Annotated in this window: 16 protein-coding genes; 9 read left to right on the top strand and 7 right to left on the bottom strand. The window is 59.8% G+C overall.

Annotation, left to right across the window (positions count from 1 at the left end; all coding sequences use genetic code 11):
• Positions 1–212 precede the first annotated feature (212 nt).
• Both smc and ACIOZM_RS17335 read right to left on the bottom strand, forming a co-directional pair.
• Positions 213–3,701: a chromosome segregation protein SMC gene (gene smc, locus ACIOZM_RS17340; RefSeq protein WP_401216036.1), complete on the bottom strand. Its 3,489-nt coding sequence runs from the start codon at positions 3,699–3,701 to the stop codon at positions 213–215.
• A 2-nt stretch (positions 3,702–3,703) separates the two neighbouring features.
• Positions 3,704–4,363, bottom strand: coding sequence for a GntR family transcriptional regulator (locus ACIOZM_RS17335; RefSeq protein WP_401216035.1), 660 nt, complete (start codon positions 4,361–4,363; stop codon positions 3,704–3,706).
• 268 nt (positions 4,364–4,631) lie between these two features.
• On the opposite strand from ACIOZM_RS17335, the gene xdhA reads away from it, so the two are divergent.
• From xdhA to guaD, 4 genes are all read left to right on the top strand, one after another.
• On the top strand, positions 4,632–6,086 hold the full coding sequence (gene xdhA / locus ACIOZM_RS17330) for a xanthine dehydrogenase small subunit (protein ID WP_401216034.1): 1,455 nt from the start codon (positions 4,632–4,634) through the stop codon (positions 6,084–6,086).
• Positions 6,079–8,478 (top strand): xanthine dehydrogenase molybdopterin binding subunit, encoded by a 2,400-nt coding sequence (xdhB, locus tag ACIOZM_RS17325; protein WP_401216033.1) that lies wholly within the window; start codon positions 6,079–6,081, stop codon positions 8,476–8,478. Before xdhA ends, xdhB begins: the two co-directional genes overlap by 8 nt.
• 372 nt (positions 8,479–8,850) lie before the next feature.
• Positions 8,851–9,708 (top strand): xanthine dehydrogenase accessory protein XdhC, encoded by an 858-nt coding sequence (xdhC, locus tag ACIOZM_RS17320; RefSeq protein WP_401216032.1) that lies wholly within the window; start codon positions 8,851–8,853, stop codon positions 9,706–9,708.
• A 13-nt stretch (positions 9,709–9,721) separates the two neighbouring features.
• Positions 9,722–11,026, top strand: a complete 1,305-nt coding sequence (guaD, locus tag ACIOZM_RS17315) for a guanine deaminase (RefSeq protein ID WP_401216031.1) — start codon at positions 9,722–9,724, stop codon at positions 11,024–11,026.
• Between the two features lie 179 nt (positions 11,027–11,205).
• Here guaD and ACIOZM_RS17310 read toward each other — a convergent pair whose 3' ends face one another.
• Positions 11,206–11,970, bottom strand: coding sequence for a GntR family transcriptional regulator (locus tag ACIOZM_RS17310; protein ID WP_401216030.1), 765 nt, complete (start codon positions 11,968–11,970; stop codon positions 11,206–11,208).
• Between the two features lie 355 nt (positions 11,971–12,325).
• Here ACIOZM_RS17310 and ACIOZM_RS17305 point away from each other — a divergent pair, with 355 nt between their 5' ends.
• On the top strand, positions 12,326–13,516 hold the full coding sequence (locus ACIOZM_RS17305) for a benzoate/H(+) symporter BenE family transporter (protein WP_401216029.1): 1,191 nt from the start codon (positions 12,326–12,328) through the stop codon (positions 13,514–13,516).
• A gap of 46 nt (positions 13,517–13,562) precedes the next feature.
• Here ACIOZM_RS17305 and ACIOZM_RS17300 read toward each other — a convergent pair whose 3' ends face one another.
• Positions 13,563–13,907: a YggL family protein gene (locus ACIOZM_RS17300; protein ID WP_401216028.1), complete on the bottom strand. Its 345-nt coding sequence runs from the start codon at positions 13,905–13,907 to the stop codon at positions 13,563–13,565.
• Between the two features lie 235 nt (positions 13,908–14,142).
• Between ACIOZM_RS17300 and dacB the strand changes: the two genes are divergently transcribed.
• Positions 14,143–15,603: a D-alanyl-D-alanine carboxypeptidase/D-alanyl-D-alanine-endopeptidase gene (dacB, locus tag ACIOZM_RS17295; RefSeq protein ID WP_401216027.1), complete on the top strand. Its 1,461-nt coding sequence runs from the start codon at positions 14,143–14,145 to the stop codon at positions 15,601–15,603.
• A 124-nt stretch (positions 15,604–15,727) separates the two neighbouring features.
• Here the strand turns inward: dacB and ACIOZM_RS17290 are convergent, their stop codons facing one another.
• A complete protein-coding gene (locus ACIOZM_RS17290) occupies positions 15,728–18,112 on the bottom strand; it encodes a diguanylate cyclase (RefSeq protein WP_401216026.1) in 2,385 nt (794 codons plus the stop codon).
• A 147-nt stretch (positions 18,113–18,259) separates the two neighbouring features.
• Positions 18,260–20,530, bottom strand: a complete 2,271-nt coding sequence (gene rlmKL / locus ACIOZM_RS17285; protein ID WP_401216025.1) for a bifunctional 23S rRNA (guanine(2069)-N(7))-methyltransferase RlmK/23S rRNA (guanine(2445)-N(2))-methyltransferase RlmL — start codon at positions 20,528–20,530, stop codon at positions 18,260–18,262.
• A 532-nt stretch (positions 20,531–21,062) separates the two neighbouring features.
• On the opposite strand from rlmKL, the gene rmf reads away from it, so the two are divergent.
• Positions 21,063–21,278 (top strand): ribosome modulation factor, encoded by a 216-nt coding sequence (gene rmf, locus ACIOZM_RS17280; RefSeq protein ID WP_401216024.1) that lies wholly within the window; start codon positions 21,063–21,065, stop codon positions 21,276–21,278.
• A gap of 307 nt (positions 21,279–21,585) precedes the next feature.
• On the opposite strand, the gene ACIOZM_RS17275 is transcribed toward rmf, so the two are convergent.
• A complete protein-coding gene (locus ACIOZM_RS17275; RefSeq protein ID WP_401216023.1) occupies positions 21,586–22,605 on the bottom strand; it encodes a quinone-dependent dihydroorotate dehydrogenase in 1,020 nt (339 codons plus the stop codon).
• 224 nt (positions 22,606–22,829) lie between these two features.
• Here ACIOZM_RS17275 and ACIOZM_RS17270 point away from each other — a divergent pair, with 224 nt between their 5' ends.
• Together ACIOZM_RS17270 and ACIOZM_RS17265 are read left to right on the top strand one after the other, a co-directional pair.
• On the top strand, positions 22,830–24,041 hold the full coding sequence (locus tag ACIOZM_RS17270) for a CmpA/NrtA family ABC transporter substrate-binding protein (protein ID WP_401216022.1): 1,212 nt from the start codon (positions 22,830–22,832) through the stop codon (positions 24,039–24,041).
• A 15-nt stretch (positions 24,042–24,056) separates the two neighbouring features.
• On the top strand, positions 24,057–24,632 hold the full coding sequence (locus tag ACIOZM_RS17265) for an ANTAR domain-containing response regulator (RefSeq protein WP_401216021.1): 576 nt from the start codon (positions 24,057–24,059) through the stop codon (positions 24,630–24,632).
• Positions 24,633–24,795 lie beyond the last annotated feature (163 nt).

Genomic DNA, 24,795 nt, shown 5'->3' with positions numbered 1-24,795 from the left:
GTGTGCAAACCGCTTTAATACGTGGCTCAATCTCTATGTTCTGACAGGCGTTTTGCCCACGTATACGAAAAATTGACATTAAACTAGCACGACCAAAGACAACTTTACACCGTCTGTCACATTGGCTTGCGCGAATATGTCGATTGGCCAGCAAGTCGAAGCCGGTAAAAAAGTCCTACAGACCATTAATACCTTTCCGACAACGCCCCGACTCAGGCATCCACCATCGCCATCGCCTCCTCGACATCCACGGCTACCAGTCGCGAACAACCCGGTTCGTGCATCGTCACACCCATCAGTTGATCGGCCATTTCCATGGCGATTTTGTTGTGGGTGATATAGATGAACTGCACGGTCTGCGACATCTCTTTAACCAATCGTGCGTAACGTCCAACGTTAGCGTCATCCAGTGGCGCGTCAACTTCATCGAGCATGCAGAACGGCGCCGGATTCAATTTGAAGATCGCAAAAACCAGAGCCAATGCAGTCAGGGCTTTTTCGCCACCGGAGAGCAAATGGATGGTGCTGTTCTTCTTTCCTGGCGGCTGCGCCATGATCGTTACCCCTGTATCGAGTAGATCTTCGCCCGTCAGTTCCAAATACGCCCGGCCACCACCGAAAACTTTTGGAAAAAGTGCCTGTAAACCGCCATTGATCTGATCAAAGGTATCTTTGAAACGATTACGCGTTTCTTTGTCGATCTTGCGGATCACGTTTTCCAGCGTGTCCAGCGCTTCCACCAGATCGTCGTTTTGCGCATCCAGATAACGTTTACGCTCGGACTGTTGCTGGTATTCGTCGATGGCCGCGAGGTTGATCGCGCCCAGGCGTTGAATCCGCGCGTTGATCCGTTCGAGTTCTTCTTCGGCTTCGCGTTCACTCGACTCGGCAGTTAATGTGCCGAGCACGCCATGTAAATCGTAGCCGTCTTCGAGCAGTTGATCCTGCAAGGCTTTGCGGCGCACAGTCAGGGCTTGCCATTCCATGCGTTGCTGTTCGAGCTGGCCGCGAATCAACTGCGATTGCTGTTCGGCCTGAGTCCGGCGTTTTTCCGCTTCGCGCAGTTCGCGGTCGGCATCTTCGAGGGCGATTTGCGCGGTCTTCAGTTCCTCGTCAACGCTCATGCGCTTGTCGAGCAACTCTTCAAGTTTGAGACGCAGCTCTTCCAGCGGCGCCTCGCCCTCTTCCAGATTCAGACTCAGCTGTTCGCGTTTTTCCGTGAGTCGCTCGGACTGCATTTCCAGACGTTCCAGCGCCTGTCGCGTGGAGTCGTGTTGAGCGCGCAACGAGCCCAGACGCACCGCCAACTGGTGCGCGTGATCTTTGTGCTGGCGAGCTTCCTGACGCACTCGATCAAGACGTTCGCGCAAGCTGTCGCGCTGAGCCAAGAGCAATTCGCGCTGCTCGGTGTCGACGGCCATGGCATCGAGGGCGTCCTGCAATTGCAGGCGCGCTTCGCCGATGCTTTCGTGTTCCAGTTCGCGTTGCTCGCCGAGTTCGACCAGTTCTTCATCGAGACGGGAACGACGCAAAGTCAGCTGCTCGGCCTTGGCTTTGCCGGCCGACAATTGGGCCTTCAATTCACCTTGCTGACGGGCTTCGTCTTGCAGCAAACGACGCAGATGTTCGCGGCCGTTTTCCTGCTGACGCTGTTGTGCGCGCAGGGTTTGCAGACGGTTTTCCATCGACTCGACGGTGGCTTCGCGCTCTTCGCGTTCGAGATGCAAAGCCTCGATTTCCTGACCACGGGCGAGCATGCCGCTTTCAGCTTCGCTCGCACGGCGCACCCGCAGGAAATGCCGACCGACCCAATAACCGTCACGGCTGATCAGACTTTGCCCGGCGCTCAACTGACCGCGCAGGGCCAAGGCCTGCTCAAGGCTGTCGACCGGTTTGACCTGCCCGAGCCACGGCGACAGATCAATCGACGCCTCGACCTTGTCCAGCAAACTGCCCGCCACACGTACACCATCGGTGGCGGGACTGAGCAGACGCAAATCACCTTGGGTGAAGCCGGACAAATCGAAGCCGCTGAAATCGTCGACCAGCACCGCTTGCAGATCGGCGCCGAGCACGGTTTCCACCGCCAGTTCCCAACCGGCCTCGACCTTCAGGCCTTCGGCAAGACGCGGACGTTCGGCGAGGTGCTGATCGCGCAACCACTCTGCAGTGCCGGTGCCCGGATCGAGCGCGGCTTGCTGCAAGGCTTCCAGCGATGCGAGTCGGCCATTGAGCCGTTGCAGATCGCCTTGCGCCTGCTGCTGCGCGGTCAGCGCCTGCTGCAATTCTTGTCGCAGTTGTTCGAGTTTTTCGACCTGTGCTTCTTCACTGGTCTGCAAATCTTCCAGTGTCGCTTCGGACTCGGCGAGCTGCTCGCTGAGTTCCATGATCGCTGCGTCTTCCGGGTCAGCCGAGAGCAACGCGCGCTCTTCGCCCAGACGCTTTTGCCGATCTGCCAGACGCTCCATGCTGGTTTCCAGCTGCTGGATGCGCGACTGCTGCACTTCGGCCTGACGCCGCGGCTCGGCGGCGGTCAGGTTGAAGGTGTCCCACTGCTCCTGCCAACCGTGCATGACGGATTCGGAATCTTCCAGTGCGGCGGCAGCTTCTTCAGCGGCGGCGCTGGTGACTTCCTGCTCGGGGACGAGCATGTCCAGCTCTTCGCCGAGGGTCAGCAGCAACGTGCGGTCGTGGCCGAGGTGCGATTCGGTTTCCAGTCGCGCGCGTTCGGCTTCTTTCAAGTCGTCTTGCAACTGACGCAAACGCTGCTGGCCGTGCTGGATGCTCTGCTCGACCCGGGCGATGTCGCCGCCGACCGAATAGAAGCGCCCCTGCACCAGATTGAAGCGTTCGGACAGGTCATGGTGACCGTCGCGCAGGCGTTCGATGGCCGCATCGGCGTTGCGTTGCTCGGCGACCAGCGCTTCGAAACTGATTTCCTGGTTGCCGATGACCGACTCGCGCTGGCCGACCTGATCGTTCAGATCCTGCCAGCGCAGTGCCGACAGTTGCGCCTTGAGCTGACGCTCCTCGGCTTTGAATTCCTGATACTTCTCGGCGGCCTGGGCCTGGCGGTGCAAGCGTTCGAGCTGACGCTCAAGCTCATCGCGCAGGTCGGTCAGACGGGCGAGGTTTTCGTGGGTGCGGCGGATACGGTTTTCAGTCTCGCGCCGACGCTCCTTGTACTTGGAGATGCCCGCCGCTTCTTCGATAAAGTTGCGCAGGTCTTCGGGCTTGGACTCGATCAGCTTGGAGATCATCCCCTGCTCGATGATCGAGTAGCTGCGCGGGCCGAGGCCAGTGCCGAGGAAGATGTCGGTGATGTCGCGACGACGGCATTTGGTGCCGTTGAGGTAATACGTGGTCTGGCTGTCGCGGGTGACTTTACGGCGAATGGAAATTTCCGCGTAGGCCGCGTACTCACCGAGCAGCGTGCCGTCGGAGTTGTCGAACACCAGTTCGATGCTCGCCTGGCTCACCGGTTTGCGGCTGGTCGACCCGTTGAAGATGACGTCGGTCATCGACTCGCCACGGAGGTTCTTCGCCGAACTTTCGCCCATCACCCAGCGTACGGCGTCGATGATGTTCGACTTGCCGCAACCGTTCGGCCCGACGACCGCCGCCATGTTACTGGGGAAGTTCACCGTGGTCGGGTCGACGAAGGATTTGAATCCCGCCAGTTTGATGCACTTGAGCCGCACGCTTAGGCGACCGTCAGGGCAGACACCACCAGATCGCAACTGCGCTGGGCGTATGCCGTCAGCACGATGCGGATCTGCGGCAAATCACGGGCGAGTACAGCGGCCAGCAGGCGTTCGAACAGTTCAAGGAACTCGCTCATCTCGGCCTTGCGCTGTTCGAGGGCGAGGAAATACGCACGGCTCATGGCCGGTTGCAGGTTCTCGACGGTCTCTTGCAGGTACGGGTTGTTGGCGAACGGATACGCGGCGCGCATCACATTAAAGCTGTCGTCAACGAAAGTGCGGATGTCCTGACGCTCGTAGCTGGCGGTCAGGCGCTGCTGGATCTGCACGAACGGCGCCATGTCGGCCTGGGTCTGCCAGCCGTTGGCCACCGAGTTGCCGAGCAGGATGTACAGCTCGCTCATCAGCGTGCACAGGCTCTGCACCTTGTGCGCGGTGAGTTCGGTGACGTGGGCACCACGACGCGGCAGGATCGCGATCAGATGACGGCGTTCGAGGATCAGCAAGGCTTCGCGAACCGAGCCGCGACTGACATTAAGTGCCAGCGTGACCTTCTGTTCCTGGATGCGCTCTCCTGGCTTCATTTCGCCACGAATGATCCGTTCGGCGAGGTGGTGAGCGATTTGCTCGGCGAGGCTGTCCGGCGCCTTGAACGTCATGGTTGTCCTTCAAACTTTTTCGATCTGCACAAGCGGCGCAGTGTAGCGCAATTGCAGGCTCATGGCGGAGTGCCCATACAGCGGTTTTTGGCACGATTCCCGCAAAAAAGCGCTTGATCCATTGAGGGTCAATACTGAATAGACAGGTTGTTGATCGGCAAATGTGATTTTCTTGACCTTTAAGTCAGAAAATCATTGACCGAAAAGTCAGAGCTGATAAATTCGGCTCAAGTGGGTTAACAACAATAATGAGTCTGCGAGGCCTTCCGTGATCCAGTTTTTACTAAACCAGGAACTCCGTAGCGAGCACGCCCTGGACCCGAACCTGACCGTGCTCAATTACCTGCGTGAACACGTAGGCAAATCCGGCACTAAAGAAGGCTGCGCCAGCGGTGACTGCGGCGCATGCACTGTAGTGGTCGGCGAGTTGCAAACGGATGACGATGGCCGCGAACACATTCGCTATCGCAGCCTCAACTCGTGCCTGACCTTTGTTTCGTCGCTGCACGGCAAGCAATTGATCAGCGTCGAGGACCTCAAACACAAAGGCGAACTGCACAGCGTGCAGAAAGCCATGGTCGAGTGCCATGGTTCGCAGTGCGGCTTCTGCACGCCCGGTTTTGTGATGTCGCTGTTTGCACTGCAAAAGAACAGCGATGCACCGGATCATGCCAAAGCGCACGAAGCGCTGGCCGGCAACCTTTGCCGCTGCACCGGCTACCGGCCGATTCTGGCGGCTGCCGAGCAATCCTGCTGCGGCAAGCAACCGGATCAGTTCGATGCCCGTGAAGCCGAGACCATCACCCGCCTCAAAGCCATCGCCCCGACCGAAATCGGTGAGCTGAACAGTGGCGACAAACGTTGCCTGGTGCCGCTGACCGTGGCCGATCTGGCCGATCTCTACGATTCTTATCCACAGGCGCGGCTGCTGGCCGGCGGCACCGATCTGGCGTTGGAAGTCACGCAGTTCCACCGCACTCTGCCGGTGATGATCTACGTCGGCAACGTCGCGGAAATGAAGCGCATCGATACCTTCGACGACCGCATCGAAATCGGCGCCGCCGCTGCCCTCTCCGACTGCTACGAAGCGCTGAACACCGAGTACCCGGACTTCGGCGAATTGCTGCACCGCTTCGCCTCCCTGCAAATCCGCAATCAGGGCACCCTCGGCGGCAACATCGGCAACGCCTCGCCGATTGGTGACTCGCCGCCCCTGCTGATCGCCCTCGGCGCGCAGGTCGTGCTGTGCAAGGGTGAAACCCGCCGCACGCTGAACCTCGACGATTACTTCATCGACTACAAGGTCACTGCGCGTCAGGAAAGCGAGTTCATCGAAAAGATCATCGTGCCGCGTGCCAGCGCCGAGCAACTGTTCCGTGCCTATAAAGTCTCCAAGCGTCTGGACGACGACATCTCCGCTGTCTGCGCCGCGTTCAACCTGCGCGTGGAAAACGGTGTGATCACCGACGCACGCATGGCGTTTGGCGGCATGGCAGCGATTCCAAAACGTGCCGCACATTGCGAAGCCGTGCTGATCGGCGCGCCGTTCAACAGCGCCGTGGTCGAACGCGCGTGCGCCGCACTGGCCGAAGATTTCACGCCGCTCTCGGACTTCCGCGCCAGCAAGGAATATCGCCTGCTCAGCGCGCAGAACCTGTTGCGTAAATACTTCATCGAACTGCAAACACCGCACATCGAGACTCGGGTGACCGCTTATGTCTAACCATCACGCCGTAGAGAAGACTCAAGCTGAAATGGCTGAACTGTTCGCCGCCGACCTGACCAGCGGTGTCGGCCGCAGCGTCAAGCACGACAGCGCCGCCAAGCATGTGTCCGGTGAAGCGCAGTACATCGATGACCGTCTGGAATTCCCGAACCAGCTGCATCTTTATGCACGCATGTCGGACCGCGCTCACGCCCGCATCATCAGCATCGACACCAAGCCGTGTTATGCCTTCGAAGGCGTGCGCATCGCGATCACCCACGAAGACGTGCCGGGCCTGAAAGACATCGGCCCGTTGATGCCGGGCGATCCATTGCTGGCTATCGATGATGTGCAGTTTGTCGGTCAGCCCGTGTTGGCAGTTGCTGCCAAGGATCTGGAAACCGCACGCAAAGCCGCGATGGCCGCGATCATCGAATACGAAGATCTGGAGCCGGTGCTGGACGTGGTCGAAGCCCTGCGCAAACGCCACTTCGTGCTCGACAGCCACACTCACCAGCGCGGCGATTCGGTCACCGCATTGGCAACTGCTGAACACCGCATTCAAGGCACGCTGCACATCGGTGGTCAGGAACACTTTTATCTGGAGACGCAAATCTCCTCGGTGATGCCGACCGAAGACGGCGGCATGATCGTTTACTGCTCGACGCAGAACCCGACCGAAGTGCAAAAACTGGTGGCCGAAGTTCTCGACGTGTCGATGAACAAAATCGTCGTCGACATGCGCCGCATGGGCGGTGGTTTCGGCGGCAAGGAAACCCAGGCCGCCAGCCCGGCGTGCCTGTGCGCCGTGGTTGCGCACCTCACCGGCCAGCCAACCAAGATGCGCCTGCCGCGTGTCGAAGACATGCTGATGACCGGCAAGCGACACCCGTTCTACGTCGAGTACGACGTCGGCTTCGACAGCACCGGCCGCCTGCACGGGATCAACATGGATCTGGCCGGCAACTGCGGCTGCTCGCCGGACCTGTCGGCGTCCATCGTTGACCGGGCGATGTTCCACTCGGACAACTCGTACTATCTGGGCGATGCGACCATCAACGGTCACCGCTGCAAGACCAACACCGCGTCGAACACCGCGTACCGTGGTTTCGGTGGCCCGCAAGGGATGGTCGCGATTGAAGAAGTGATGGACGCCATCGCCCGCCACCTGCACCTCGATCCACTCGCGGTGCGCAAGGCCAACTACTACGGCAAGACCGAGCGCAACGTCACCCACTACTACCAGACCGTCGAGCACAACATGCTCGAAGAGATGACCGCCGAACTGGAAGAAAGCAGCCAGTATCATGAGCGCCGCGAAGCGATCCGCCGCTACAACGCCAACAGCCCGATCCTGAAAAAAGGCCTGGCACTGACCCCGGTGAAATTCGGCATTTCCTTCACCGCCAGCTTCCTCAACCAGGCCGGCGCGCTGATCCACATCTACACCGACGGCAGCATCCATCTGAACCACGGCGGCACCGAAATGGGCCAGGGCCTGAACACCAAAGTCGCGCAGGTCGTGGCCGAAGTGTTCCAGGTGGAAATGGACCGCGTACAGATCACCGCGACCAACACCGACAAAGTACCGAACACCTCGCCGACCGCCGCTTCCAGCGGTGCCGACCTCAACGGTAAAGCCGCACAGAACGCCGCTGAGATCATCAAACAGCGACTGGTGGAATTCGCTGCCCGGCATTACAAGGTCAGCGAAGAAGACGTCGAATTCCACAACGGCCACGTGCGGGTTCGCGACCACATTGTGACCTTTGAAGCGCTGATTCAACTGGCGTATTTCAATCAGGTATCGCTGTCGAGTACCGGCTTCTACAAGACCCCGAAAATCTACTACGACCGCAGCCAGGCCCGTGGTCGTCCGTTCTACTATTTCGCCTTCGGCGCGGCGTGCTGCGAAGTGATCGTCGACACGTTGACCGGCGAGTACAAGATGCTCCGCACCGACATCCTCCACGACGTCGGCGCCTCGCTGAACCCGGCCATCGACATCGGTCAGGTCGAGGGTGGCTTCATCCAGGGCATGGGTTGGCTGACCATGGAAGAACTGGTCTGGAACAACAAAGGCAAGCTGATGACCAACGGCCCGGCCAGCTACAAGATCCCGGCCGTGGCGGACATGCCGCTGGACTTGCGGGTGAAGCTGGTCGAGAACCGCAAGAACCCGGAAGACACGGTGTTCCATTCCAAGGCTGTGGGTGAGCCACCGTTCATGCTCGGCATCGCCTCGTGGTGCGCGATCAAGGATGCGGTGGCGAGTCTGGGTGATTACAGGCATCAGCCGAAGATCGATGCGCCGGCGACCCCGGAGCGGGTGTTGTGGGGTTGTGAGCAGATGCGCCAGTTGAAGGCTGCGAAGCCTGTGGAAGCTGAAGCCGAGTTGGCTCCGCTTTAAGACCGAGGCGCGTCTATCGCTAGCAGGCTAGCTCCCACAGGGGTTTGTGGTGTCCACAGAATCCGGGGGCAACACAAAACCTGTCGGAGCTGGAGCCGAGTTGGCTCCGCTTTAAGATCGAGGCGCGTCTATCGCTAGCAGGCTAGCTCCCACAGGGGTTTGTGGTGTTCGCAGAATCCGGGGGCAACACAAAACCTGTGGAAGCTGAAGCCGAGTCGGCTCCGCTTTAAGACCGAGGCGCGTCTATCGCCAGCAGGCTAGCTCCCACAAGGGGTTTGTGGTGTTCGCAGAATCCGGGGGCAACACAAAACCTGTGGGAGCAGGCCTGCCAGCGATGAGGCCCGAACAGACAACGAAGATGTCGAGGTGACTATGTACAACTGGATCGACGCCCTCGCCGACCTGCAGAACCAGGGCGAGCCCTGCGTTCTGGTAACCATCATCGAAGAGCTTGGCTCGACGCCGCGTAATGCCGGCTCGAAAATGGTCATCAGCGCCCGACAGACGTTCGACACCATCGGTGGCGGACATCTGGAATACAAAGCCATGCAGATCGCCCGCGAAATGCTCGCCAGCGGCAAGCAGGACACGCACCTGGAGCGCTTCAGCCTCGGCGCCAGCCTCGGCCAGTGCTGCGGCGGCGCGACGGTGCTGTTGTTCGAACCGATGGGCCAGGTGCAGGCGCAGATCACTGTATTCGGCGCGGGCCATGTCGGCCGCGCACTGGTACCCTTGCTCGCCAGCCTGCCGTGCCGCGTTCGCTGGATCGACTCGCGGGAAGAAGAATTCCCCGAGCAGATCCCCCACGGCGTGCGCAAAATCGTCGCCGAAGAGCCTGTGGATGAAATCGATGACCTGCCCGCCGGCAGCTATTACATCGTCATGACCCACAACCATCAGCTGGACCTGGAACTCACTGCCGCGATCCTCAAGCGCAACGACTTCGCCTACTTCGGCTTGATTGGTTCGAAAACCAAACGCGCCAAGTTCGAACATCGCCTGCGTGATCGCGGTTTCGACAGTAGCGTCGTGCAACGCATGCGCTGCCCGATGGGCATCGGCGAAGTCAAAGGCAAACTGCCTGTGGAAATCGCCATCTCCATCGCTGGCGAAATCATCGCCACCTATAACGCCAATTTCGGCCAGCAAACCGCCAGCGCCGAACCGATTGCCAAACTGCTGCCGGTTTCCCGCCGCAGTCAGGCCGCCAAACTCAAAGCCTCAAACTGATTAGAGAACCCTCATGCCTCTGACTCGCAAAGCCTACCGCGCCGCCATCCTGCACAGCATTGCCGACCCCGCCGAAGTCGGGATCGAAGCCTCCTACGAGTATTTCGAGGATGGCCTGCTGGTGGTTGATGGCGGCAAGATCAGCGCCCTTGGCCACGCCAGCGACCTGCTGCCGACCCTGGCGGCAGACATCGAGATCAACCATTACCAGGATGCGCTGATCACCCCGGGCTTCATCGACACCCACATCCACCTGCCGCAAACCGGCATGGTCGGTGCCTACGGCGAGCAACTACTGGACTGGCTCAACACCTACACCTTCCCGTGCGAAAGCCAGTTCGGCGACAAGGATCACGCCGACAAAGTCGCTGACATTTTCGTCAAGGAACTGCTGCGCAACGGCACCACCACCGCGCTGGTGTTCGGCAGCGTGCACCCGCAATCGGTGAACTCGTTCTTCGAAATCGCCGAGAAGCTTGATCTGCGGATGATCGCCGGCAAGGTGATGATGGACCGCAACGCGCCGGACTATCTGACCGACACCGCCGAGTCCAGCTACGTCGACAGCAAAGAGCTGATCGAGCGCTGGCACGGCAAGGGTCGCTTGCACTACGCAGTTACCCCACGCTTCGCGCCGACCAGCACCCCGGAACAACTGACCCTCGCAGGCCAGTTGCTCACTGAATACCCGGATCTGTACATGCAGACCCACATCAGCGAGAACCTCAAGGAAATCGAGTGGGTCAAGGAACTGTTCCCTGAGCGCAAAGGCTATCTGGACGTTTACGACCACTACAAACTGCTCGGCGAGCGCTCGGTATTTGCCCACGGCGTACACCTGTGCGACGACGAATGCGCGCGCCTGGCGGAAACCGGTTCGGCGATTTCGTTCTGCCCGACCTCGAACTTCTTCCTCGGCAGCGGCCTGTTCAACCTGCCGATGGCCGAAAAACACAAACTGAATGTCGGTCTCGGCACTGACGTTGGCGGCGGTACCAGTTTCTCGCTGCTGCAAACCCTCAACGAAGCCTACAAGGTGATGCAGCTGCAAGGTGCGCGCCTGAGCCCGTTCAAATCGCTGTATCTGGCGACCTTGGGTGGCGCTCGCGCGCTGCGTCTGGAAGACAAGATCGGCACCTTGCAACCGGGCAGCGATGCCGATTTCCTGGTGCTGGATTACAACGCCACGCCGCTGTTGAGCTATCGCTTGAAGCAGGCCAATAACATTGCCGAGTCGTTGTTTGTGTTGATGACGCTGGGGGATGACCGCACGGTTGCGCAGACTTATGCGGCGGGTGCTTTGGTGCATCAGCGCTGAGTTTTTCCCAGTCATAAAAAATCCCCCAGTGCTTTTCAGCCTGGGGGATTTTTATTGCCTGTCAGATAGTCATCGCTGGCAAGCCAGCTCCCACAAGGTTTTGTGGTGCCACAAAGTTTGAACCCTGCACAGATCCTGTGGGAGCTGGCCTGCCAGCGATTGGGCCAGCTCGGTCTCGCTTAAAGCTTGGCGCTCGGACGCCCCGGCTTCTTGGTCTGCAACAGGTGCGAGAACACCGCATGCAGATCATCCGAAGCGCTTTCCTCGTCGAGGTTGAGCTTGCTGTCGATGTGATCCATGTGATGCATCATCAGGTCCACCGCCCGCTCACCGTTGCGCGCTTCGATGGCGTCGATCAACTGGGTGTGCTCGTCATAGGAGCAGTGCGAACGGTTGCCGCTTTCATACTGGGCGATGATCAGCGAAGTCTGCGACACCAGGCTGCGCTGGAAGCTGATCAGTGGTGCATTCTTCGCCGCTTCCGCGAGTTTCAGATGGAATTCGCCCGACAGACGAATACCGGCGCCGCGATCACCACGGGAGAAGCTGTCGCGCTCGTCGTTGACCATCTGGCGCAACTCGGCAATCTGCTCGGCGGTGGCATGCTCCACCGCCAGTTCAGTGATGGCGCGCTCGACCAGACGACGGGCGAGGAACACCTGACGTGCTTCTTCGACGCTCGGACTGGCGACGACCGCACCGCGATTCGGCCGCAACAGCACCACGCCTTCATGCGCCAGACGCGACAGGGCGCGGCGAATGATGGTGCGGCTGACCCCGAAAATTTCCCCCAGCGCTTCTTCGCTCAATTTGGTGCCGGGCGCCAGACGCTGTTCGAGGATGGCCTCGAAGATATGTGCGTAGACAATATCGTCCTGGGTTCCGCTGCGGCCGGCTTTGCCTGCTCGCGGTTGTTTCTTGAGGGGTTGCAACTGTTCGTTCATGGGCACTCGAGTCGGGAGAACTGCGGCGAATAGACCGTGACTGTAATACGGCACAGTAGGTCGCTGGCAAGTATCGCGTAAAAAACACGGCGATTGTACACAATGGACGGTGGCAACACGACTGTATGGCTGTTTGTGACCTCGGCTGTATTGCAACGATCCGTTACGATTGAGTTTAGGCTTGATCGCAGAATCCGCCGCTAGAGCACTATCCCTGTAGGAGTGAGCCTGCTCGCGATAGCGTCAGCTCAGTCAACTTTCATGTTAAATGACGCACCGCTTCGCGAGCAGGCTCACTCCTACAGGGTTTTACGTTGCGGCGGACATCTTCATCTGTACAAGGAACACCGCTGTCATGAACGACGCCACCCACACCCAATTGCGCCCGTTGGCCGACACTTCGCCCTCGGCCATCGTCGCCGGGTTCATCGCGATGATGACCGGTTACACCAGCTCGCTGGTGCTGATGTTCCAGGCCGGGCAAGCCGCCGGCCTGACCAGCGGGCAGATTTCCTCGTGGATCTGGGCGATTTCGATCGGCATGGCGGTGTGCTCGATCGGCCTGTCGCTGCGCTATCGCACACCAATCACCATCGCCTGGTCGACGCCCGGCGCTGCGTTGCTGATCACCAGCCTTGGCGGCGTCAGTTACGGCGAAGCCATCGGCGCCTACATCACCTGCGCGGTGCTGGTGACCATTTGCGGCCTGACCGGCAGCTTCGAACGGCTGGTGAAAAAGATCCCGGCATCACTGGCGGCAGCGCTGCTGGCAGGGATTCTGTTCAAGATCGGCAGCGAGATTTTCGTCGCCGCGCAGCATCGCACCGGGCTGGTACTGGGGATGTTCTTCACTTATCTGGTGATCAAACGCCTGTCGCCTCGTTACGCAGTGCTCGCCGCATTGTTGATCGGCACTGCACTGTCGGGCTTCATGGGTTTGCTGGACTTCAGCGGTTTTCATCTGGAACTGGCGACCCCGGTGTGGACCACGCCGCACTTCTCGCTGGCCGCGACCATCAGCATCGGCATTCCGCTGTTCGTGGTGGCGATGACCTCGCAGAACATGCCCGGCATCGCCGTGTTGCGCGCCGACGGCTACAACGTTCCGGCTTCGCCGCTGATCACCACCACCGGTATCGCCTCGTTGTTGCTGGCGCCGTTCGGTTCTCACGGGATCAACCTCGCAGCCATCAGCGCGGCGATCTGCACCGGGCCGCACGCACACGAAGATCGCAACAAGCGCTACACAGCGGCGGTCTGGTGCGGGATTTTCTACGGGATTGCCGGGGTATTCGGCGCAACGCTGGCGGCGCTGTTTGCCGCGCTGCCGAAAGAACTGGTGCTGTCGATTGCCGCGCTGGCGCTGTTCGGTTCGATCATCAATGGCTTGAGCATCGCCATGACCGAAGTGAAGGAACGTGAAGCGGCGTTGATAACCTTTATGGTCACGGCGTCGGGGCTGACACTGTTTTCCATCGGTTCGGCGTTCTGGGGGATTGTCGCGGGGGTGTTGACGCTGCTGATTCTGAACTGGCGCAAGGCCTGAAAAGCAAAAAAAAACGGCGACCCTCAGGTCGCCGTTTTTTTCAGTATCACTTAGCCGCGTTGATCGGCTTTTCCGGATACCAAACGTCCAGCAGCGGGCTGACGGTCATTTCAGTCAGTTCGCTACGGGTTTTCAGCCAGGCTTCAACGGCAGCACGCTGCTCTTCGTTGACCGAGCCACGTTTCTGCAGGCAAACCAGACCGTAGTCGTCGCCGCCAACATAGCCCAGACCATTGGCTTCCATGGCTTCTTTGATGAATGCTTCGAGGAAAGCGTCAATGGCTTCTTCGGACAATTCTTCTTTGAAGTCCAGGTTCAGTTCGAAACCCAGCTCTTGGAATTCATCAACGCACAGTTTTTTGCGCAGACGCTGGGAACGGTTAGTCGCCATTTGGAACAATCCTCTTAAGTAATAACGGCCGGCACTTTACCAGTTTAAGTCGTCGATTGCCCGCCTCTATGGCCGGCATGGCCGACCGCCTGTAAAAAAAATAACGAATTGGCCACCCCGGGCACGGCACAAGCGGTTACACCTTGGGGCATAATGCCGACACTTTCATGACCACTGAGGGCTTTTTCATCCATGCCCTCGTTATTTTCCCCTCGACTGCAGGGTTCTATTTCACATGATCAAATCGTTGCGTCCTTTGTTGCTGGCCGGCCTTCTTCTTCCTTTGGCCCTGCCTGTCTCTGCTGCCACCATCAATACTTCCCTGACACCTAACGTCGAAAAAGCCCTCAAGGCCAGCAAACTGCAACCCAGCGCCCTGTCGCTGGTGATGGTGCCGCTCGACGGCCCGGGCACGGCCACCGTGTTCAACGCCGACGTTTCGGTCAACCCGGCCTCGACCATGAAACTGGTCACCACCTACGCGGCGCTGGAAATGCTCGGCCCCAACCATCAGTGGAAAACCGAGTTCTACACCGATGGCGACCTGAGCGGCGGTATCCTCAACGGCAACCTCTACCTCAAGGGTGGCGGCGATCCGAAGCTGAACATGGAAAAACTCTGGCTGCTGATGCGCGACCTGCGCGCCAACGGCGTTACTCAAGTCACTGGCGACTTGATTCTCGACCGCAGCTTCTTTATTCAGCCGCAACTGCCCGAATTCAACGATGACGGCAATGACGAGAACAAGCCGTTCCTGGTCAAGCCGGATTCGCTGCTGGTCAACCTCAAGGCCCTGCGCTTCGTGGCGCGCAATGACGGTGGCCGGGTACTGATCTCCGTCGAGCCGCCGATTGCCAGCATCCACATCGAGAACACCGTCAAAGCCATCAACTCCAAGCAGTGCACCGGTGGCGTACGCTACAACCCGGTGCCGCAAGCCGATGGCAGCGTGACCGTGACCGTCGCCGGCCAATTGGGCGATGGCTGCAGCTCGCAGACTTACCTGTCGCTGCTTGATCACGCGACCTACACCGCTGGCGCCGTGCGCGCGATCTGGAAAGAACTGGGCGGCAGCATTCAGGGCAAGGATCGTCTGGCGGCAACGCCGAGCAGTGCCAAACTGCTGGCCCGCGCCTATTCGCCGGATCTGGCGGAAATCATCCGCGACATCAACAAATACAGTAACAACACCATGGCCCAGCAGTTGTTCCTGAGCCTCGGTCAGAAATTCCGCAACGAGGCCGATGGCGACGACGCCAAAGCCGCGCAACGCGTAGTGCGTCAGTGGATGGCCAAGAAAGGCATCACTTCGCCGCATCTGGTGATGGAGAACGGTTCGGGTCTGTCGCGTGCCGAGCGCGTCAGTGCACGGGAAATGGCCAACATGCTGCAAGCCGCCTGGCACAGCCCGTACGCCGCCGAGTACATCAGCTCGCTGCCGATTGCCGGCACCGACGGCACCATGCGCAAACGCCTGAAAACCACAGCGATGCGCGGTGAAGCGCACGTCAAGACCGGTACTTTGAACACCGTGCGGGCGATTGCCGGGTTCAGCCGCGACGTCAATGGCAACACCTGGGCCGTTGTGGCGATCCTCAACGACAAGGCCCCGTTTGGCGCATCGTCGGTGCTCGATCAGGTGCTGCTGGATCTGTATCGCCAGCCGAAACTGCCGCAGACCGCCTCAGTCCTCTAAACCCCAGGTTCCCTGTAGGAGTGAGCCTGCTCGCGATAGCGTCAGTCCAGCCACCATCGTTGGTAACAGACAGACCGCCATCGCGAGCAGGCTCACTCCTACAAGGGTTTAGCGTCAGACTCGGTTAACTCAGTTGCCGTTCTACCCGGTCGCGTCCGCCCTGTTTCGCCGCGTACACCCCGGAATCCGCCCGCAGCAACAACGCATCGGCGCCCTCGCCCGCGCGCCAACTGGCAATGCCGAAACTCGCAGTCACCACGCCCACCACATCCACCGGCGCGCCGCGCAAGCCTTGCCATAGTTCGAGGGCCAGGTGATAGGCGTGTTCGCCGTCGATGTCCGGGCACAGCACCATGAACTCCTCACCGCCCAATCGGCAGAACACATCGGTACGCCGCAGGCGATGGCCGATGCGCTCGCACACCGCTTGCAACACCCGGTCGCCGACGGCATGGCCGTACTGGTCGTTGATTCGCTTGAAGTGGTCGATGTCGAGCATGATCACCGACAGTTCTCCCCCGCCACGCTCGACCCGGGCCATTTCGGTGGTCAGGCGTTCCTGGAAATAACGACGGTTGTGAATCCCGGTCAACGAGTCGGTCACCGACAGCGCACGCAGCTCTTCTTCCACGCGCTTGAGGTCGGAGATGTCGGAAATATAGCCGTGCCACAAAACGCCGCCGCCCGGCAATTCCTCCGGGGTAGCCTCGCCGCGCACCCAACGCAGACCGCGCTCGGGTAACTGCACGCGATACTCCTCGCGCCAAGGGCTGAGACTGTCCGCCGAGGCGCGAATCGAGCTGCGCACGCGAGTGGTGTCCTGCGGATGAATGCGGGTGAAGATCGCTTCGGCGTTGAGCAGCAGCACGTCCGGCTCCAGCTCGTAGATCTCGCGGATGCCGTCGCTGGCGTAGATCACACTGAAACGCCCGTCGAATTCCATCTTGAATTGGTAGATGCCACCGGGAACGTGAGCGCTGAGTTTCTTCAGCAGCACGTCTCGCGCCGCCAGCGCTTCGTGCACGCGTTTGCGCTCGGTGATGTCGATACAGATCGCCAGATGCCCGACCCACAAACCCTGCTCATCGAGTACGGGCGTGGCGAGCATGTTCACCGGCAGATGACTGCCATCGCTGCGCACCAGCGTCCATTCCCGAGCCTCGTGCCCGCCGACTTCACCGCCCTCGACCAGCATCGCGTGGCAGGTCGGAATCACCTTGCCGTAGCGCGCACTCAACTCCGCCGCACGCGCCGCCAGCTCGCGGGGCAAGTGCAGGTTTTCCAGGGTCATGTGGTCGATTACGTCGATCCCGCGATAACCGAGCATCTGTTCGGCACCGGGGTTGAAGGTGCTGATGACTCCACGCAAATCAGTGGCGATGATTGCCACCTGCGTCGCCGCGTTGAGCACGCCGCGCAACTGGCCGTGGGCACCACGCAACTCTTGTTCGCGGGCATGCAACTCCTCGGTGCGCACCTCGACCAGCCGCAACGCACGCTGGCGCTGACTGACCAGCACGTACAACAAGGCGCTGAGCAACAGACTGAGCAAACCACCGAGAACCACCACGCTGCCGACCGACGAATGATTGGACTGCATGAACGCATCGCTGGGCAGGATATCAACCTGATAATCATGATCGGCCATGCGCACCAGCCGCGTTGCCGACAGATCGCTCCGGGCCGGCTCGTTGTTGGATTCGAACAGCGCCTCATGTTGATCGTCAGTCGACAAATCGAGGATGCGCACCGAAAGGTAATCATGGAAGGAGTCCGGCAGACCATCCGCCAGCAACTGGCGCATGCTGATCACCGCCATCACATAACCGAACGGCTTCGATTGGTCAGGCCGGCTGACCGGAGCCATCAGCAGCACACCTCTGGCGTAGGCCTGCTCGATATTCACCAGTTGCATCGGCTGCGACACCGCCAGTCCATCAAGTTTTTCCGCACGTTGCAGCGTTGCACGGCGCAATGGCTGGGCGAGCAAGTCATAACCCAATGGCGAACCAAGACGGCTTTGCGTCTGGCTGTACAGCACTACCACGTATTCATCGCGGGGGGCGGCCAGTTGCAATTCGCCCTGGGCATTCAGTTCGCGGATGCTGAAGTCGCTCAGCCCCTCAGCGCGCACTTGCTGCTCAAAAGCCGCGCGCTCGGCACCACTCACTCGCTGGGCGAACGAATAGGCTTGGGTACGCAGTAATAAGGGATGGGTGTAGCCGTCGAACTCGGCGCGGGATACCGATTCGGAGTTGGCAAAGAAACGGCGCAGGCCATCGAGGCGCTGTTCCTGATCCTGAAAACGCTCTTCGATTCGACTGTAGCGTTCGTTGGCCAGCAACTGAAAGCGCTGATGCAATTGTTGCTGAAACTGATTGAGGGTGCCCCAGGCCAGCAGCCCCGTGAGAATCCCGCCGGCGAGCAATACCAGGAGCGCGACCAGCCAGGCCGAGACATCTTCACTGATAAAACCCAAAATCTTCGGGCGCACGGGGTGCAAGGACATAAGGGCAACTCAACTACGCGACTGTTCCGGGGATAGCCCCTCTGGCCATGAGTTGAGTTATAGCTATTAGCCATTAATTTGGCTAGCTCTGATCGGATCCAAGAGCCTTTAAAAATCAAGGCTCTGTGGACTCGATCAGCCCAAGTGTCAACGAGCCGTGATTTTCCAGGCGCGGTGGATCTTGCCGTTGCGGGCGAAATCCGGATCGATGGTCTGCGCGCTGATTTCCTCGACCGCGTAACGCTCGCCGAGGTTCTCTTCCAGCTGGAACTTGCGGAAGTTGTTGGAGAAGTACAACACCCCGCCGGGAGCCAGACGGGCCATGGCCAGGTCGATCAACTGCACCTGGTCACGCTGCACGTCGAACACGCCTTCCATGCGCTTGGAGTTGGAGAAGGTCGGCGGATCGATAAAGATCAGGTCGTACTCTTCACGGCAGCTTTCCAGCCACACCATCACGTCGCCCTGCTCCAGACGGTTCTTGTCCGAAAAGCCGTTCAGCGACAGGTTACGACGCGCCCAGTCGAGGTAGGTTTTCGACAGGTCGACGCTGGTGGTGCTGCGTGCGCCACCCTTGGCCGCATGTACGCTGGCGGTCGCGGTGTAGCAATACAGATTGAGGAAGCGCTTGCCGGCCGCCTCTTTCTGAATGCGCATGCGCATCGGCCGGTGATCGAGGAACAGCCCGGTGTCGAGGTAGTCGGTGAGGTTCACCAACAGCTTGACGCCGCCTTCGTTGACCTCATTGAACTTGCCCTGCGCGCTCTGACGCTCGTACTGCTTGGTGCCGCTCTGACGCTCGCGGCGCTTGACCACCACGCGGCTCTTGTCGACGTTCAACGCCTGCGGAATCGCAGCCAGGGCGTCGAACATCCGGGCCGAGGCTTTTTCCGGGTCGATCGACTTCGGCGCGACGTATTCCTGGACGTGCACCCAATCGTGGTACAGGTCGATGGCCATTGCGTATTCCGGCATGTCGGCATCGTAGACACGGTAGCAATCAATACCTTCGCGCTTGACCCACTTGCCCATCGCCTTGAGGTTTTTCTGCAGGCGGTTGGCAAACATCTGCCCACCTTCGCTCAGGCGCGGCTGCTCGATCACGGGTGCCGGGGCCGGCACTGGCTTGATCGGGTTACCGTTCTTGTTGAACTTGCGTTCTTGCGGCTCATCCGGGGTCTGATCGTAGGCAGCTTGCTCACGTTCGGCCTGACGTTGCTCCGGGGTGCGACGCTCGCCAGTGACGAACTGATCCGGCACCACTTTGATCAACAGCAGCTTGCACGGCAACGCGCCGTTCCAGAACGAATACTGTTTGTGACTGCGGATACCCATGCGCTTGCCCAGATCCGGGGCGCCGGTGAAGACCGCCGCTTCCCAGTTCAGGCACGCCTGACGCAGGCGCTCGCCGAGGTTCTGGTAGAGATAAAGCAGGCTGGCTTCATCGCCCAGACGCTCGCCGTATGGAGGGTTGCAGATCACCAGACCTTTCTGGTTCTGGTCCGGACGCGGCTCGAACGTCGCGACTTCGCCCTGATAGATCTTGATCCACTCGCTCAGGCCAGCGCGCTCGACGTTGTTGCGGCCCGGTTGAATCAGGCGCGGGTCGGCTTCGTAACCACGAATCCACAGTGGCGGCTTGGCCAGACCGGCAGCGGCACGCTCGACGGCTTCTTCGTGGAGTTTTTTCCACAAGGCCGGAACGTGGCCCAGCCACGCGGTGAAGCCCCACTGTTCACGACGCAGGTTCGGCGCCATATCGGCGGCGATCATTGCTGCTTCGACGAGGAACGTACCCACACCGCACATCGGGTCAGCCAGCGCGCCGCCTTCGGCAGCAATGCGCGGCCAGCCGGAACGGATCAGGATGGCTGCCGCGAGGTTTTCCTTCAACGGCGCAGCGCCCTGCTGCAAGCGGTAACCGCGCTGGTGCAGGCTGTGGCCGGAGAGGTCGAGGGACAGAATCGCTTCGCCGCGATCCAGACGCAGGTGAATGCGCAGGTCCGGATTGAGCTTGTCGATGGACGGACGGTCGCCCTGCGGGGTGCGCAGTTTGTCGACGATGGCGTCCTTGACCTTCAAGGCGCCGAAGTGCGTGTTGTCGATGCCCGAACCGTGGCCGCTGAATTCGACGGCCAGGGTGCCGTCATTGAGCATGTGGTCTTGCCACTCGATGTCGAGAACGCCGTGGTACAGGTCTTCGGCATCTTTCATCGGGAAGCGCTTGAGCACCAGCAACACCCGGTTGGCCAGTCGCGACCACAGGCACAGGCGATAAGCGGTTTCCATGGTCGCCATGCCACGCACGGCGGAGGTGTGCTCGCGGGCCTCTTCAAGGCCAAGCCCGACGGCTTCCTCGATGAGCAGGCCTTCAAGGCCTTTAGGGCAAGTGAGGAAGATTTCAAAACTGTCGGACATGGTATTTCCAAAGCCTTTGGCTAGTGAATCGGCAACGCATTGCCGATCCGGTTTTCAATCAGGCGCTTTTCTAAAAGAACGCCCGCGTGGCACGAAGGTGTGCCGTTCCATCCCCGCTGCTCGGGTTAAAAGAGCTTAGATGCCGGGACAGATAAAAAAGTTGGTGAAACAAAAAGTCTTAAAGCGACCCTTCGTCGAATAGTACCCCAGCGTAAACGTGGGTCATTCTCACTAAAGGATTAAGCCCCTCATACACTGGGGGGCCGATCATACCGGGGTTTGCTCAAAAAACATTCAAGAAACTCACGGTTACTTATGGCCATAGCACTATTTTCGTTACGTCCTTATGACAAAACGATCATTCCATCGCTGTGACTCATTGGTTAGAACTGATCACAGGTTGACGTCCCAACGGCGTCAACACCTTGGCTCGCCACGCCGGCAGCGAGCCCCCCAACGGCAGAAGTTTTTCTGCCAGACCTCGGTTGAGGTCAACGCGTCAAATACAGTCAACAAGTGAGGGAAACACCCTATGAGAAGACTTAAGCGTGATCCGTTGGAAAGAGCATTTTTGCGCGGATATCAATATGGCGTTGGTGGCAAATCCCGTGAGCTTTGCCCATTTACTCTACCGACGGTACGTCAAGCCTGGATTAACGGCTGGCGAGAAGGACGCGGCGACAACTGGGACGGTATGACCGGCACTGCGGGAATCCACAGACTCAACGAACTTCACGCCGTCGGCTGACACAGGGCATTTATTCCGACACGACAATCTGAATTGTAACGACTTACCACGCACGTCCTTCCCGGACGGCGGGCTTCGGCCCAGGGGCTCCTTCGAGGAGCCCTTTTTAATGCCTGATTCAAAAAGCGAGATCACATAAATCCCTGTGGCGAGGGGGTTCATCCCCGCTGGGCTGCGAAGCGGCCCCAAAACAAGCAAACTAAATTTGGCAGGCAAATCGAGAGTTAGAACTTACGACTGCTGCGCAGCCGAACGGGGATAAATCCCCTCGCCACACACCCCCCCCCAGTCCCTCAGTCCCAGACCTTCAGCGCAATGCGGCGATGGCATCTACCGATTCACGAATCAGCGCCGGGCCCTTATAGATGAAGCCCGAGTAGATCTGCACCAGGCTCGCGCCGGCAGTAATCTTCTCCGCCGCGTGCTTGCCTTCAGTAATCCCGCCCGCCGCGATAATCGGCAAACGACCACCCAGTTCCGCCGCCAACACTTTCACCGTGTGCGTGCTCTTGTCACGAACCGGCGCGCCGGACAGACCGCCCGCCTCGTCACCGTGTTCCATGCCTTCAACGCCAACACGGCTGAGGGTGGTGTTGGTGGCGATCACCGCGTCCATCCCGGTATCGATCAGAGCTTGCGCGACTTGCGCGGTTTCTTCATCGGTCATGTCTGGAGCGATCTTGATCGCCAGTGGCACATGTTTGCCATGACGCAATGCCAGTTCGGCACGGCGTGTCGCCAGATCAGCCAGCAGTTGCTTCAGTGAGTCACCGAATTGCAGGCTGCGCAGGCCCGGGGTGTTCGGCGAACTGACGTTGACCGTGATGTAACTGGCGTGTGCGTACACCTTGTCCAGGCAGATCAGGTAGTCATCCACCGCACGCTCGACCGGGGTATCGAAGTTCTTGCCGATATTGATGCCCAGCACGCCTTTGTACTTGGCAGCCGCAACGCGGGCCAGCAGGTGATCGACGCCAAGGTTGTTGAAGCCCATGCGATTGATGATCGCCTCGGCTTCCGGCAGACGGAAAATCCGTGGTTTCGGATTTCCGGGCTGCGGGCGCGGGGTGATGGTGCCGATTTCGACAAAACCGAAACCCAGCTGCGCAAAACCGTCGATGGCCGCGCCGTTCTTGTCCAGACCTGCCGCCAGACCTACAGGATTGGGGAAGTCCAGGCCCATGACCGTCACCGGCACTTTTGCCGGCGCCTTGCACAGCAAGCCATTGAGGCCCAAACGTCCGCCCGCGCCGATCAGATCCAGCGACAGATCGTGGGAGGTTTCCGGGGAAAGTTTGAACAACAGCTGACGGGCCAGGGTGTACATGGGCGGCTATGACTCGATGCGACGAAAGAGGCGGCGATTATAGCCGGGCATCGACCTGCGGCGCGAGACACGCAGGCAAATCAGCGGCAACTGGCATATGCCTTGCACCTTCCCGGTTATCAGCCTGCAAGCCAACGACGGCGTGCAGGCCCGGACAATGGCGTCGTCCCCCGGTTTTGCCTCGCGCAACGCCTGGGACGACGTTTTTTTTGAAGGTGGCTTTTATGCATGAACCCTCCATCGGGCCGCTGGCCTGGGTCAATGGCAGCGATGCCCCGGAAAAAACCGAGATCAATCTTGGCTTCATGGCCCTGAGCGATTGCGCCTCGGTGGTAGTTGCCGCCACTCAGGGCTTCGCCCAGCCTTACGGGCTGACCCTGAATCTGAAACGGCAGAGTTCCTGGGCCAACCTGCGGGACAATCTGGTCAGCGGCGAACTCGACGCCGCCCACAGTCTGTACGGTCTGATCTATGCGGTGCATCTGGGCATCGGCGGCGTCGCACCGACCGACATGGCGGTGCTGATGGGGCTGAACCAGAACGGCCAGAGCCTCAATCTGTCCCATGGCTTGCAGAGTCTCGGCGTGACCAGTCCTGAAGCGCTGGATCGCCATGTGCACCAAAGCCGCGCAAAACTCACCTTCGCCCAGACCTTCCCCACCGGCACCCACGCCATGTGGCTTTATTACTGGCTGGCGAGCCAGGGCATTCATCCGTTGCAGGATGTCGACAGCGTGGTGGTGCCGCCGCCACAAATGGTCGCGCACTTGCAGGCCGGGCGCATTGACGGTTTCTGCGTCGGCGAACCGTGGGCTGCCAGCGCTGTTGAACAAGACCTCGGTTTCACCATGGCGACCACCCAGACCATCTGGCCCGATCACCCGGAAAAGGTCCTCGGTTGCACCCGCACCTTCGTCGAGCAGTATCCGAACACTGCCCGGGCGCTGGTGATGGCGATTTTGCAGGCCAGCCGTTTTATCGAAGAAAGTCCGGAAAACCGCCGCAGCACTGCGCAACTGTTAAGTGCCCCGGACTATCTCGATGCACCGCTGGCACACATCGAACCACGCTTTCTCGGTGATTACGCCGACGGCCTCGGCAACCGCTGGCAGGACCCGCATGCCCTGCGTTTTCATGGTGGCGGCGAGGTCAATCTGCCGTATCTGTCGGACGGCATGTGGTTCATGACCCAGTTCCGCCGCTGGGGTTTGCTGCGCGACGACCCGGATTATCTCGCCGTTGCGCGTCAGGTCCAGCAACTGCCGCTCTATCGCGAAGCTGCCACTGCCGTGGGTGTGGCAGCGTGGGGTCAGGAAATGCGCAGCAACCAGTTGATCGACGGCAAGGTCTGGGACGGCAGCGATCCGGCTGGTTATGCCCGCAGTTTCAAGCTGCACGCCTTGAGCGACAGCGCCCCCCTTCTCGCCCGCCGCTGACAGGAGACCGCGAACATGTTGCGAATTCTGCTGATCAACGACACGGCGAAAAAAGTCGGTCGCCTGAAGGCCGCGCTGATCGAGGCCGGTTTCGAAGTGATTGACGAGTCCGGCCTGATCATTGACTTGCCCGCACGCGTCGAAACGGTGCGCCCGGACGTGATTCTGATCGATACCGAGTCACCGGGCCGCGATGTGATGGAACAAGTGGTGCTGGTCAGCCGCGATCAGCCACGACCGATCGTGATGTTCACCGACGAGCATGATCCGGGGGTGATGCGTCAGGCGATCAAGTCCGGGGTCAGCGCCTACATCGTCGAGGGCATTCACGCACAGCGTTTGCAGCCGATTCTCGATGTGGCCATGGCGCGCTTCGAGAGCGATCAGGCGCTGCGTGCGCAACTGCATGCCCGCGACCAGCAACTGGCCGAGCGCAAGCGCATCGAACTGGCTAAGGGTTTGTTGATGAAAATGAAAGACTGCAACGAAGAACAGGCCTACACCCTGATGCGCCGCCAGGCCATGAGCCGCCAGCAGAAGCTGATTCAGGTGGCGGAGCAGATCATTGCCATGAGCGAATTGCTTGGCTGATATTCTGCGGAGCTTATGCCGGCCCCATCGCTGGCAGGCCAGCTCCCACAGGATTTGTGAACACCACAGAACCTGTGGGAGCTGGCCTGCCAGCGATGGGCCGCACCTCGGTCTCGAACTGTTGGCACAAATCTCCCACAGGATTTGTGAACACCACAGAACC

The sequence above is a fragment of the Pseudomonas sp. NPDC087346 genome (assembly GCF_044744235.1).
Classification (GTDB): domain Bacteria; phylum Pseudomonadota; class Gammaproteobacteria; order Pseudomonadales; family Pseudomonadaceae; genus Aquipseudomonas.
Note: the sequence above shows the minus strand (reverse complement) of the source record. Positions and strands in the feature narration are given on the sequence as shown.

What these genes read in the sequence shown, in the direction of transcription:
- guaD (WP_401216031.1), top strand. Translation starts at nt 9,722, where the DNA reads ATGCCTCTGACTCGCAAAGCCTACCGCGCCGCCATCCTGCACAGCATT.
- ACIOZM_RS17290 (WP_401216026.1), bottom strand. Translation starts at nt 18,112, where the DNA reads ATGTCCTTGCACCCCGTGCGCCCGAAGATTTTGGGTTTTATCAGTGAA.
- ACIOZM_RS17265 (WP_401216021.1), top strand. Translation starts at nt 24,057, where the DNA reads ATGTTGCGAATTCTGCTGATCAACGACACGGCGAAAAAAGTCGGTCGC.
- rmf (WP_401216024.1), top strand. Translation starts at nt 21,063, where the DNA reads ATGAGAAGACTTAAGCGTGATCCGTTGGAAAGAGCATTTTTGCGCGGA.
- ACIOZM_RS17275 (WP_401216023.1), bottom strand. Translation starts at nt 22,605, where the DNA reads ATGTACACCCTGGCCCGTCAGCTGTTGTTCAAACTTTCCCCGGAAACC.
- dacB (WP_401216027.1), top strand. Translation starts at nt 14,143, where the DNA reads ATGATCAAATCGTTGCGTCCTTTGTTGCTGGCCGGCCTTCTTCTTCCT.
- ACIOZM_RS17305 (WP_401216029.1), top strand. Translation starts at nt 12,326, where the DNA reads ATGAACGACGCCACCCACACCCAATTGCGCCCGTTGGCCGACACTTCG.
- ACIOZM_RS17300 (WP_401216028.1), bottom strand. Translation starts at nt 13,907, where the DNA reads ATGGCGACTAACCGTTCCCAGCGTCTGCGCAAAAAACTGTGCGTTGAT.
- xdhC (WP_401216032.1), top strand. Translation starts at nt 8,851, where the DNA reads ATGTACAACTGGATCGACGCCCTCGCCGACCTGCAGAACCAGGGCGAG.
- rlmKL (WP_401216025.1), bottom strand. Translation starts at nt 20,530, where the DNA reads ATGTCCGACAGTTTTGAAATCTTCCTCACTTGCCCTAAAGGCCTTGAA.
- xdhB (WP_401216033.1), top strand. Translation starts at nt 6,079, where the DNA reads ATGTCTAACCATCACGCCGTAGAGAAGACTCAAGCTGAAATGGCTGAA.
- ACIOZM_RS17310 (WP_401216030.1), bottom strand. Translation starts at nt 11,970, where the DNA reads ATGAACGAACAGTTGCAACCCCTCAAGAAACAACCGCGAGCAGGCAAA.
- ACIOZM_RS17270 (WP_401216022.1), top strand. Translation starts at nt 22,830, where the DNA reads ATGCATGAACCCTCCATCGGGCCGCTGGCCTGGGTCAATGGCAGCGAT.
- ACIOZM_RS17335 (WP_401216035.1), bottom strand. Translation starts at nt 4,363, where the DNA reads ATGACGTTCAAGGCGCCGGACAGCCTCGCCGAGCAAATCGCTCACCAC.